An 11,972-nucleotide genomic window follows, 5' to 3' on the forward strand; every position below is an offset into this window, starting at 1 on the left:
TGCTTTGGTGTCGAGTTGTACTGTTCTTTAATATCATCATGGCGTCGTTGTTGATAGTAGGAACGACTTTTCCTGTTGGTTTGGCGCAAAGATAGCAAAAAATACATTTTCGGCAAAGCCTTTGTGGTAAAATAATTGTTGATTTTATGCGTTATGATGATAGACAGATGGCCATAAAGGAACAAAATTATGCCAAAAAAGTTCACGATAAGACACATTTTAATATATAAAAGGCGAAAGTGTCAATTTATTGTGGTAAATTTGCAATCCAATTAGTACTAAAAGTAATATGAGTCTTGACAAGCTTACAGCCGTTTCGCCAATAGATGGCCGTTACCGCGATAAAACCGAACCGTTAGCCAGATACTTTTCTGAATACGCCCTTATTCGTTATCGCGTGAGGGTAGAAATAGAATATTTTATTGCCCTTTGCGAGCTACCATTGCCACAGTTGGCAGGTGTGGGTAGCGAGCGTTTCGATCAGCTTCGCAATATTTATCGATCGTTTGATGAGGCTAAGGCGCAGCGCGTGAAAGACATCGAGAAGGTTACGAACCACGATGTAAAGGCCGTGGAATATTTCATTAAGGAAGAATTCGACGCTATTGGCGGATTGGACGCTTATAAGGAGTTTGTGCATTTCGGGCTAACTTCGCAAGACATCAATAATACCAGTGTGCCACTTTCCTTCAAAGAGGCTTTGGAAGAATGTTACTATCCCTTGTTGGAAGAGCTTATCGCGCAGTTGCGAGCGTATGCCGACGAATGGAAAGATGTATCCATGCTCGCCAAAACACATGGCCAGCCCGCCTCACCAACACGTTTGGGTAAAGAGATTGGCGTGTATGTGTATCGTTTGGAAGAGCAGTTGGCACAACTTAGGGCCTGCAAAATGTCGGCTAAGTTTGGTGGAGCCACAGGCAACTACAATGCCCACCACGTGGCTTACCCAGAGATAGACTGGCGCGAGTTTGGTAATCGCTTCGTAAGCGAGAAGCTGGGTTTGGTGCGCGAACAGCTAACCACGCAGATAAGCAACTACGACAACATGGGTGCAGCATTCGATGCCATGCGCAGAATTAATACAATCGTGCTCGATTTGGATCGCGACTTCTGGATGTACATATCTATGGACTACTTCAAACAGAAGATTAAGGCAGGCGAAGTGGGGTCGAGTGCTATGCCGCATAAGGTTAATCCCATCGACTTTGAGAACAGCGAGGGCAACCTAGGACTGGCAAACGCCGTGTTGCAGTTCTTGGCGCAGAAGTTACCCGTTAGTCGTTTGCAGCGCGATCTCACCGATTCTACCGTGCTACGCAACATTGGCGTTCCCATGGGACATGCGCTTATCGCCTTCCAAAGCACGCTTAAGGGCTTACGCAAGCTCATCCTTAACGAGGAAAAACTGGCCGAAGACTTGGAGAATACTTGGGCGGTGGTGGCCGAAGCGATACAAACCATCTTGCGCAGAGAGGCCTATCCCAACCCATACGAGGCGTTGAAGGCACTGACACGCACAAACGAGAAGATGACGGAGAAAACCATTCATGAGTTTGTGGCAGGGCTCGACGTGAGCGATAGCGTGAAGAGCGAGCTGCTGGCCATCAACCCATGGAACTACACCGGAGTGTGAATGCCCCGATAAAACGATTTCTTTGAAAAATAACATATAACCTATTTATAAGGGATGCACCGTTGCCGAACGGTAAAACACGCCACACCAATACGAGCAAAACAGTGCGGAGCATCCTAAAAGGAAAAGGAATTTAAAACTAACTAAACTGTAATTAAAAGTTAAAAAGTAAAAGTATTAACGCAACCGTGAGGTTTAAAAAGAAGTAAAATTATGGAATCAGAATTGGAAAAGATCCCTCAAGACACGTCGACAGGACAGCAAGAGGAAGGCCGTGAAGGCTACAACGCAGGTGGAAGCTATTCCCGAACCTATGGAACTGGTGGTGCGAGAACGCAAAGACCACGTATTCACACCCAACGCGCTTATAGCTCCGACCGCAGAAGCAGTGGTGGAGAAGACGATGGAGCATTCCGTCCCGAGGGATTTGGTGCCAACCTACAAGGTGGTGGCACATCTCAACAAAGGCAGTATCGCCCACGTTATAACAATTACAACAATGAAAGTGGTGGCTATCAGCAACGCAATTACAACAACAATAACAATCGCGGAGGCTACCAACAGCGACAAGAGGGCAGCTATCGTCCACGTTACAACAACGCTCCTGAAGGCGAAGGAGGCTACCAACAACGTGCCAACTACCAACCTAGGCAGGAAGGTGGCTATCGCCCACGCCAAGAAGGAGGCTACCAACCCAACCAAGAGGGTGGCTATCAGCAACGCTCCAATTATCAACCACGCCAAGAAGGAGGCTATCGTCCACGTTATAACAACGAGGAAGGGGGCTACCAACAACGCGGCGGATATCAGCAACGCGGTGGATATAACAACAATCGCGGTGGCTATCAACAACGCGGCGGTTACAACAACAACCGTGGCGGCTACCAACAAGGTGGCTATCAGCAGCGCGGTGGTTATCAACAACGTGGCGGTTATCAACAAGGCGGCTATCGCCAACGTACGTCCGACTACGACCCCAATGCTAAATACAGCCTTAAAAAGCGTATAGAATATAAGGAGGAGAACATCGATCCCAACGAGCCTATCCGTCTAAACAAGTACCTGGCCAATGCCGGCGTATGCAGCAGACGTGAAGCCGACCAGTTTATACAATCAGGTATGGTGAAGGTTAACGGCAACGTGGTTACTGAATTGGGAACGAAGGTACTCCGTACGGATGAAGTTATCTTCCACGAACAGCCCGTAACGCTCGAAAAGAAGGTATATGTGCTCATCAACAAGCCCAAAGATTATGTTACGACTAGCGACGATCCGCAACAGCGTAAGACTGTGATGGATCTCGTGAAGGGTGTTTGTCCCGAGCGTATCTATCCCGTTGGGCGACTCGACCGCAACACTACGGGTGTGCTGCTGCTTACCAACGATGGCGACTTGGCTAGCAAGTTGGCTCATCCTAAGTTCTTAAAGAAGAAGGTTTACCACGTGTTCCTCGACAAGGAAGTTACCGAACACGACTTGCAGCAGATTGCAACGGGCGTTACGCTCGATGATGGTGAAGTGCATGCCGATGCCATTGAGTATGCCAACGACAAAGATAAGACGCAGGTGGGTATCGAAATCCACAGTGGAAAGAACCGCATCGTGCGCCGCATTTTCGAAAGTCTAGGCTATCGTGTAGTGCGTCTGGATCGCGTGCAGTTCGCTGGACTCACCAAAAAGAACCTGAAACGAGGCGACTGGCGCTTCCTTACTGAGAAGGAAGTAGACATGTTGAGGATGGGTGCTTTTGAATAATAAACATAGGAGTTAAGAAGTTAAGGAGTTAAGGAGTTAAGCCAAATGCTTTTGTGGTGTTAGTGAAAACTCCTTATTACCTTGCTTCTTGACAACTTAGCTTATGATATTAAGACGTTAAGTCGTATGCAGACAAAATGCTTCCAAGATCTTGTTGCTTGGCAGAAGGCACATGCGTTTGTACTTGCGGTCTATCAACTGAGTAGTCATTTCCCTGCCCATGAACGGTTCGGACTTTGCTCGCAGTTTCAACGGGCAGCGGTATCGATACCCGCTAATATAGCTGAAGGGTATAGGAAGTTGGGAACAGCCGATAAATTGCGGTTCTTGAATATTGCGCAAGGTAGTTTAGAGGAGTGCAGGTACTACGTTATTTTGTCAAGAGACTTGGGTTACATGGACATCAACGCGTATGAGGCATTGGCCATACAGCTAGAGGAAGTAAGTAAAGTACTTAATGGATATTGTCGGGGAATACTGAATAACTCACATGGCAATGAACTGTAAAAGCTTAATTTAGTATGCCTTTTCCATGTTGATATGTGTAAGGCTTAACTCAATGATCTTAGTTAAGAAAGAGATATAGACAGATGAAGGAGTGAGAAATGAGAAGTAGAGAATAGGACGAATTGTTTTATAAGGATATTAAGCAGAACCTTCTATGATAAAGCTTGTCCATACTACATAGACATTTGGCTTAACTTCTTAACTCCATAACTCCTTAACTCCTAATAAAGAACATCAATGGAAAAAATTCGTAGAACAAAGATTGTAGACGTTCTTCAACGTACCGACTTCGCTTCTGAAGTCAACGTGAAGGGCTGGGTACGAACTCACCGCAGTAGCAAGGTGGTAGATTTCATCGCCTTAAACGACGGTTCTACCATCAATAACGTGCAAGTGGTTGTCGATCCGACGAAGTTCGATACCGAATTGCTTAAACAAATAACCACTGGAGCGTGCATAAGCGCAACGGGTAAGCTTGTTGAAAGCCAAGGACAAGGTCAAAACTCGGAGATACAATGCACCGAATTGGAACTCTTGGGCGGCTGTGGCAGCGACTATCCCATGCAAAAGAAGGGCCAAACCTTTGAGTATATGCGGCAGCATGCTCACCTCCGACTGCGCACTAACACGTTCGGAGCAGTTATGCGCATCCGCCATAACATGGCCATCGCTATTCATCAGTACTTCCATGATCATGGTTTCTACTACTTTCATACGCCCATCATCACCGCAAGTGATGCCGAAGGGGCGGGCGAAATGTTTCAGGTTACCACCAAGGACCTAAACGATCTGAAGAAAGATGAGAGTGGAAAGGTGAACTATAACGACGACTTCTTCGGAAAAATGACAAGTCTTACCGTGAGCGGACAGCTTGAAGGCGAGCTTGGAGCAACGGCCTTGGGTCAGATTTACACCTTCGGTCCAACCTTCCGAGCCGAAAACAGCAACACGCCACGTCACCTCGCCGAGTTCTGGATGATAGAGCCCGAAGTGGCTTTTATCGACCTCGACGACCTGATGGACCTCGAAGAAGACTTCATTAAGTATTGTGTGCGCTGGGCGTTGGATAACTGCAAAGACGACCTCGCTTTCCTCAACAAGATGATAGACAACACGCTGCTGGAACGTTTGCAGGGTGTGGTGAGCGAAAACTTCGTTCGTCTAGACTACACTGAGGGTATAAATATCCTCGAAGAAGCCGTTAAAGCAGGTAAGAAGTTCGAGTTCCCCGTTAGCTGGGGTATGGATTTGGCCAGCGAACACGAACGTTTCCTCGTTGAAGAGCACTTTAAGAAGCCCGTCATCATGACTCATTACCCCAAGGGTATCAAGGCTTTCTACATGAAGTTAGACGAAGATGGCCGTACCGTTCAAGGCACCGACGTGCTCTTCCCACAAATTGGCGAAATCATTGGAGGTAGTGTTCGTGAAGAGAACTACGACAAGCTGGTGGCTCAAATCGAAGAACGCCACATCCCAATGAAAGACATGTGGTGGTATTTAGACACCCGTCGCTTTGGCACATGCCCCCACGGAGGTTTCGGTTTGGGCTTCGAAAGGCTCATCCTCTTCGTTACTGGCATGCAAAACATTCGCGATGTTATCCCCTTCCCACGCACACCGAAGTCGGCTGAGTTCTGATAAGGCTGCACCGAAAGGGACAAACGTCAAACCGAACACTTATGAAAAGGCAAGAAAGAAACTAGCAGACACGCCCCGAAAGGGCGGCGCTAAGGCTCTTTCTTGCCTTTTCTTTTATTGCAAACTATACCTAAAACCTTGCTCAACACGCCATAACACGCTTGCTTGAGCTAAATTACCACAGAACAAACACCCTTCGTTCACCACACGAAGCAACCAAGAAAACGAACCAACAAAATAATAATAAGATGAAAACAATTACCTTAATGGCTTTGGCCATGTGCCTAAATGCGCTCTCGGCAGTGGCACAAGTAACAGCAAGAATCGAATATCCGCACCGCGGAGACTACGAAGACCAAGTGGTTGCGACACTCGGCGAACGTGGACTGATTGTCTATTCGTTCGCCAAGAAGGCTGATAATGGCAAACGGTACTTCAAAACCGAGTACCTGTCTACCGAACTTAAACCCCTGTTTACCGACTCTACATTGATAGACGAAGACTTGTATTTTTATAGTTGTACTTTTGATAACGATGTTAATTACACTGTTTTACGTGCCCGAAGTGGTGCTTTCTCGGTGTTCGCCTTCAACACCCGAGACCATAAAACAAAGGTAACCGACAGCGAATACACGCGTAAAGGCAGTATGCGCGGTTTGATGATACACGATGGCAAGCTAGTGTTCAGCTCCACGCAGAAACGTTTGGAACGTATAGGCATTGTGGATCTCAACACGGGAGAAAGTCGTTTCGCCGACGTACACATACCAGGCGTAAAAGACCGCAAAGTGTTTATACTGCAAAACACCATTCTCGACAACATCATCTATGCCGTTGTGAAGGGCGATCGCGAGCTTTATCTGGCTCGAATAGACTTCAATGGCACACAGTTGAGCATTACCAACCTCACCACCGAAATAGATCAAAACCTTCTTTCGGCATCGCTTTCAAAGGCCAACGATAAGTATTTCGTTACGGGAACTTACACCAAGAGCAAGAAAGGTGGGGCGGAAGGCATCTATTTTGCGCAGTTAGAAGACTGGAAATTTAAGAAGCAGCGGTTTGTTAACTTCCTCGACTTGAAGAATTTCACCGAGTATATGAGCGACAGACGTAAGGCCAGAGTGGAACGAAAGAAAGAAAAGGCCGAAAAGGCAGGCAAGGAATACAGCTTGAAATACAACATGGCATCGCACGGTATCATGACCGATGGCAAGGATTACTTCTATCTAGGCGAGGCGTTTTACCCCACTTACGTAACCTATTGGGCTGGAACCGTAATGATAACACAGTTTAACGGCTATGCATATACCCACGCGGTGCTGGCCAAGTTTGATGCCGATTGCAACCTACTTTGGGATAATTGCTTTGAAATGCGCCCTCGACAGAAGCCCATGTACGTTAAACAATTTATCTCGGCAGGCATTAAACAAAACGATGTAGACCTTGTTTACGCCGACGATAAGATGCTCGTGTCTAAGCTTTTCAACAATAAGACAGGCGAGGTAGCACAAGAACGCAAGTCGGAAATGATTGAAACAGACAACGAAGACGAAGATATTAAGAAGATGAGATACTCTGGGACGCTGCATTGGTATGACAAAAACTTCATCGTTTACGGAAGGCAAATCATCAAAAACCATAGCACGGGCGAACGTCGCAAGGTTTTCTCAATCACCAAATACACCATTAAATAAGCAATAACAAATGAGAACGACACACAAAATGCATGGGGTTGCACGCCTGTTTGCCATCCTACTCTTGAGCTTTTGCTCAGCAACGCCACTCTTTGCACAGGCCTTCGATGGCGAAGACGACAGTAAGATTTATCTCGGCTACACCAATGTAGGCGGTAAGCATGGTTGCGAACTGGGCTATGATGAAGGCATCAATGACTATCTTTCGTATGGTGCGAGATTCACGATACTAGCCAACAAGGTTGAAAACAATGAAGAAGAATCAAGGATTCTCGACTATTCCGACTTTGGCTTTTACTTCAATTTCCATTGGATGGAGATTTTAAAACTGCCCGATCAACTTGATATCTACATGGGACCAATGCTTAGCTTCAAGACGGCGTCTTTCCAAACGGGTGTGCGTTACAATTTCAGCGAGTTGTTCGGACTATATGCCTCGTGCCAATACAACTTCTTCGAGACGTTCAAGCCACGTCGCGATGCTGACGTTTTCCCGCATAAGTTCGCTTTTTCGGCAGGCATTACCATTAGCATTTGATGCTACCTAGAGGCTAATTTGTCTCTAACCCAAATTAAAAGGCGTTGCCTTCCACGCGAAGTACGTGGTAAAGGCAACGCCTTTTTTTATTCAACTACCAAGCGAAGACTATCCGCTTTAAGTCTTGCTCGTAACCATTGGTGCAGCCTATTCTTGTCGACAACCGATAGTTTTCTCTTACAGTCTACCACAGCCATCACATAATGGGTCGTGGTCGTCGTGTCTACGCGTGCCTCGGCCACATTGGTAAGGCTGATACTTGTTGCCTGTGGACAAACGGCTTGTATCTCTTTGCGCATGTCGTTGGCCAGTCTTGGCAGCCTTTCGTAGCTTTCGTTCTTTGCTTTCAGTGTCTGAATTTGGTAGGCTTGTTCCAATAGCGTCGTGTTCTTAGCCTGTCCGCTGTTGCCGTTTACGTTGAGCATTTGGCTCAACATCAGGCTATCTGTCTGCGTGCCTTGTATCACGTTCAGCTTAAACTGCTCCAGTTTATACTCGTCCATACGCTTCCGGGCGTCTGATATCTCAGCGTCTGTAAGTCGTTTACCCACTGTTACAATATTCAGCGCGCTACTTTTATCGTCTATCTTATGCGAAATAATCTGTGCGCCCTTTGTTTCGAACTCGTTCTTGACGAATTTCAAGATGTTATTTTCCTGCACACTCACTCTCACAATCTGCACTGTCATGTAGGTAGCGGGCAACATCGTGAGCACCACAGCACCTATAATATAGCGGTTAACGATGGCTAGTCGAGCGGTGTCTACGGTGTCTTTACGTTTAAAACGCAACATGCGAACCCCAAAGAACGTGGCTAGGGCGATGAAAACGGTGTTGATAAAATAGAGGTAAAACGCCCCGAAAAAGTACGAAAGGTTGCCTACGGCCAACCCATAGCCTGCCGTACACAATGGCGGCATTAAGGCGGTGGCGATGGCTACGCCAGGAAGTACGTTGCCTTTACCCTTTGTACAAAGTGCCAAAATACCTGCCGCACCACCGAAAAGGGCAATTAATACGTCGTAAAGTGTGGGCGACGTACGGGCAAGAAGTTCAGATTGGGCCTCGGTTAGTGGTGTTATGATGAAATAGAGCGTAGCCGTTAGCACGCTGATAACCGTTGCCACGAGGTAGTTTGTGGCCGAACGCTTAAGCAACTCTAAGTCGGTGATGCCCACAGCCAATCCCATGCCAATGATCGGACCCATCAATGGCGAGATAAGCATGGCTCCGATGATTACGGCCGTAGAGTTAACGTTCAGTCCGAGCGAAGCAATCAGGATGGCGAAGATAAGTACCCATAGGTTTGCGCCATGAAAAGTAACGCCACTGCTTATCTGGCGGATGGTTTCTTTCTCATTCTCTTTGTCGGGCAGAGCGTTAAAATATCCTTTAACTACCTGCCAAAGCGATTTTTCGTGATATGCCATATTTAGTCGTTTATCCGCAAAGTTACGTCTTTAAGCTGACATCTCAAAGCGTTAAAGCCTTAAAAATGCGACAAGCCTACCTTGCCAAACGCATTATTTTTCGTACTTTTGCATAAGTTAGGTGTTGCTTGGCGATAAGAAAACAAGTTTTCATTGCGCTCACAGGCACTAACGTTGCATCAAGGATAGGTGCGTTTCAAGTATTGATTTCATTTAGAAACGGTGGGCAGAGGCTATCGTTATTGCAGATATGAATTGATGGAACGCACGATGTGTTTTTAGATTTTCCAATAAAAGTAGATGAGACAACATTACCAAAAAGAGTTAGAATCTAGGCTTGTAATACCCACCTTGCAGTTCTTGCACCGCGAACGTTCAAGCGGAATTGTGCTTGGCATCTTCGTGTTATTGGCCCTTGTGCTGGCCAATTCGCCTTTTCGCGAAACATATACGCACTTCTTAGAACACCATTTCGGGTTCTCGATAAACGGCCAAACCTATCTAGACTTCAGTCTGGAACATTGGATTAACGATGGGTTGATGTCGATGTTCTTCTTCGTAGTGGGACTAGAACTAAAACGCGAGTTCATCGGTGGCGAGCTACGCGACTTGCGTAAGGTTACGCTTCCTGTGGTGGCAGCCCTTTGCGGTATGCTTTTTCCTGCTGCCATCTACCTGATATTCAATGCAGGTGCAGCCACTTCGCAAGGCTGGGGAATACCCATGGCCACCGATATAGCCTTTGCTTTGGCCGTGCTTCAGCTCTTGGGCAATCGTGTTCCTATGTCGGCCAAGGTGTTTCTTACCACCCTCGCCATTGTCGACGATCTTGGTTCGGTGGTCATTATCGCCTTGTTTTATACCACAGAGATATCTTTTGCCAGCTTGGCCATTGGTTTTGTGGTGCTCACGGTGATGTTTGCAGGCAACCGTTTGGGCGTAAAAAGCGTGTGGTTTTATGGTGTTTTGGGTATAGGTGGTGTGTGGTTGGCCTTCCTAACCTCGGGCGTTCATGCCACAATCTCAGCTGTTTTGGCGGCCATGGTTATTCCTGCCGACGCCCGAATACCAGAAGCGGCTTTCCTTGCACGTATTAGGAAGCTGACGCGACAGTTCGAAAACGCTGCACCTAACGATGTGCGAACTCTCGAACCCGAACAAGTGGAGATATTGGCACGTGTGCAAGCCGACTCGTCTAGGGCCATTCCGCCCCTCCAAAGACTTGAACATGGCTTGCATCCTTTGGTTGCCTTTGTGGTGATGCCCATCTTTGCCCTTGCTAATGCAGGCATATCGTTTGTCGATTTAAACCTTGGTGCGGTGTTCTCTAGTGGTGTTGCCATTGGCGTGATGGCTGGTTTGTTGGTTGGTAAGCCTGTCGGCATCGTCTTCGCCGTATGGATTACCGAGCGATTGGGCTTTGGACGCCGGCTGCGTGGTATGACATGGCAGCGCGTTTGGGGACTAGGCTTCCTTGCAGGCATAGGTTTCACCATGTCGATGTTTATCACCATGCTCGCCTTTACTTCGCCCGAAAATGCCATCCAGTCTAAATTAGGCATCTTCGCGGCATCGATAGTGGGCGGAATAGCAGGCTACATCATCCTGCGAAAGTCCAGTCATAGCAGTAGGGAAAGGACCTAACCCCACGGTTTTGGGTTGAGATTGGTTTGCCGTTTACTTATTAACGAGCCTCACGCCCCCTTCTTCAATGGTTATCAAACGGCGTTTATATAAGTCGCCAACCGCCTTTTTATACACCTTTTTGCTCACTTCGAAGCGACGTTTGATGTCTTCGGCAGGGCTTTTGTCGCCCAAGTCGCAATAGCCTCCGTTGTCTTTTAGATATTGCAAAAGCGTTTCGGCAAAGTCGGTTGTTTGCTTCCTGCCCTGCGGTTGCAAACTAACGTCTATCTTTCCATCGGGTCTTACGCCCGTGATATATCCGCGAAGGCGGTCGCCAACATGAAGCGAGCGGAACACTTGCGACCGATATACCAGCCCCGGATAGGCATTATCGACAATCACTTTAAACCCAAGCTCGGTGGGTTGCCACACCAAGAGGTCTACTTCTTCACCTTGGTTGTATGGCGGGAAGTCGGTGGCGAAGAAATGTTCAACCTTCGCCGAGGCGGCGATACGGTAGCTTTCTTCGTCGATAAACACAGCCACCACGTAGCTTTCACCAATCTTCATGCGCTGTTTTTGTTCGCGGAAGGGACAGAAAAGGTCCTTCATCAGTCCCCAATTCAAAAAAGCGCCATGCTCGTTCACCCACGATACATCCAAGCAAGCAAACTCGCCCACCTTGGCCAGCGGTGTTTCGGTGGTGGCCACAAGGCGTTCGTCTTGGTCTAGGTAAAGAAACACGTTGAGCATATCGCCCAGTTTACAGCCTTTTGGCACGTAACGCTTGGGCAAAAGCACCTCGCCTTCGTCGCCTGCATCTAGATACATGCCAAAATCCACTTCCTTTACAACTTCCAGTTGGTTATAATCACCAAGTCTTATTCTTGCCATTCGCTTATTCAAAAAATTAAGTTTGCCATTTGTGCAAATGTACGCAAAAATGCTGGAAATGTATTAACTTTGCATGGATAACGTGCAATCGAGGTGAAGAAAGTGGCCTCGCGGTATTGTCAAAGCCTCCGAATGCAACGCTTAGATACGTGTATTTGGCTACCGATAGCGCTTACGTGGCGGTAATGTCCCATCTGTCCGCGCCCCATTTCACCCTTTCTCTCCAGTACGAACAACTTCAATAAACA

The 11,972-nt window shown here is 47.3% G+C and carries 9 protein-coding genes; 7 read left to right on the plus strand and 2 right to left on the minus strand.

Features of this window, described 5'->3' with window-relative positions:
* Nucleotides 1-289 precede the first annotated feature (289 nt).
* From purB to F453_RS0110635, 6 genes are all read left to right on the plus strand, one after another.
* Complete coding sequence (purB, locus tag F453_RS0110610; RefSeq protein WP_018967987.1) at nucleotides 290-1,636, plus strand: adenylosuccinate lyase; 1,347 nt, start codon at nucleotides 290-292, stop codon at nucleotides 1,634-1,636.
* A gap of 213 nt (nucleotides 1,637-1,849) precedes the next feature.
* Nucleotides 1,850-3,391 carry a pseudouridine synthase gene (locus F453_RS0110615; RefSeq protein ID WP_018967988.1) on the plus strand — a complete coding sequence of 514 codons (1,542 nt, stop codon included), beginning with the start codon at nucleotides 1,850-1,852 and terminating at the stop codon, nucleotides 3,389-3,391.
* A gap of 126 nt (nucleotides 3,392-3,517) precedes the next feature.
* Complete coding sequence (locus F453_RS0110620; protein WP_018967989.1) at nucleotides 3,518-3,898, plus strand: four helix bundle protein; 381 nt, start codon at nucleotides 3,518-3,520, stop codon at nucleotides 3,896-3,898.
* A 237-nt stretch (nucleotides 3,899-4,135) separates the two neighbouring features.
* Entirely contained in the window at nucleotides 4,136-5,539 is a 1,404-nt protein-coding gene (gene asnS / locus F453_RS0110625) for an asparagine--tRNA ligase (RefSeq protein WP_018967990.1), read from the plus strand.
* Nucleotides 5,540-5,787: 248 nt separating this feature from the next.
* Nucleotides 5,788-7,236 (plus strand): hypothetical protein, encoded by a 1,449-nt coding sequence (locus tag F453_RS14720; RefSeq protein ID WP_009237807.1) that lies wholly within the window; start codon nucleotides 5,788-5,790, stop codon nucleotides 7,234-7,236.
* A gap of 10 nt (nucleotides 7,237-7,246) precedes the next feature.
* The gene (locus F453_RS0110635) at nucleotides 7,247-7,774 is read left to right on the plus strand and encodes a DUF6646 family protein (RefSeq protein ID WP_025790104.1); all 528 of its coding nucleotides are present in this window, start codon (nucleotides 7,247-7,249) and stop codon (nucleotides 7,772-7,774) included.
* Nucleotides 7,775-7,860: 86 nt separating this feature from the next.
* On the opposite strand, the gene F453_RS0110640 is transcribed toward F453_RS0110635, so the two are convergent.
* A complete protein-coding gene (locus tag F453_RS0110640; RefSeq protein ID WP_018967993.1) occupies nucleotides 7,861-9,204 on the minus strand; it encodes a DUF389 domain-containing protein in 1,344 nt (447 codons plus the stop codon).
* Between the two features lie 300 nt (nucleotides 9,205-9,504).
* Between F453_RS0110640 and nhaA the strand changes: the two genes are divergently transcribed.
* The gene (gene nhaA / locus F453_RS0110645) at nucleotides 9,505-10,848 is read left to right on the plus strand and encodes a Na+/H+ antiporter NhaA (protein WP_018967994.1); all 1,344 of its coding nucleotides are present in this window, start codon (nucleotides 9,505-9,507) and stop codon (nucleotides 10,846-10,848) included.
* Between the two features lie 33 nt (nucleotides 10,849-10,881).
* Here the strand turns inward: nhaA and F453_RS0110650 are convergent, their stop codons facing one another.
* Nucleotides 10,882-11,724, minus strand: a complete 843-nt coding sequence (locus F453_RS0110650) for a CvfB family protein (RefSeq protein ID WP_018967995.1) — start codon at nucleotides 11,722-11,724, stop codon at nucleotides 10,882-10,884.
* Between the last annotated feature and the right edge of the window lie 248 nt (nucleotides 11,725-11,972).

Source organism: Hoylesella loescheii DSM 19665 = JCM 12249 = ATCC 15930, from assembly GCF_000378085.1.
Classification (GTDB): Bacteria; Bacteroidota; Bacteroidia; order Bacteroidales; family Bacteroidaceae; genus Prevotella; species Prevotella loescheii.

Coding starts and splice junctions, on each gene's coding strand:
- F453_RS0110640 (WP_018967993.1), bottom strand. CDS start 9,204: ATGGCATATCACGAAAAATCGCTTTGGCAGGTAGTTAAAGGATATTTT.
- F453_RS0110620 (WP_018967989.1), top strand. CDS start 3,518: ATGCAGACAAAATGCTTCCAAGATCTTGTTGCTTGGCAGAAGGCACAT.
- purB (WP_018967987.1), top strand. CDS start 290: ATGAGTCTTGACAAGCTTACAGCCGTTTCGCCAATAGATGGCCGTTAC.
- nhaA (WP_018967994.1), top strand. CDS start 9,505: ATGAGACAACATTACCAAAAAGAGTTAGAATCTAGGCTTGTAATACCC.
- F453_RS0110650 (WP_018967995.1), bottom strand. CDS start 11,724: ATGGCAAGAATAAGACTTGGTGATTATAACCAACTGGAAGTTGTAAAG.
- F453_RS0110635 (WP_025790104.1), top strand. CDS start 7,247: ATGAGAACGACACACAAAATGCATGGGGTTGCACGCCTGTTTGCCATC.
- asnS (WP_018967990.1), top strand. CDS start 4,136: ATGGAAAAAATTCGTAGAACAAAGATTGTAGACGTTCTTCAACGTACC.
- F453_RS14720 (WP_009237807.1), top strand. CDS start 5,788: ATGAAAACAATTACCTTAATGGCTTTGGCCATGTGCCTAAATGCGCTC.
- F453_RS0110615 (WP_018967988.1), top strand. CDS start 1,850: ATGGAATCAGAATTGGAAAAGATCCCTCAAGACACGTCGACAGGACAG.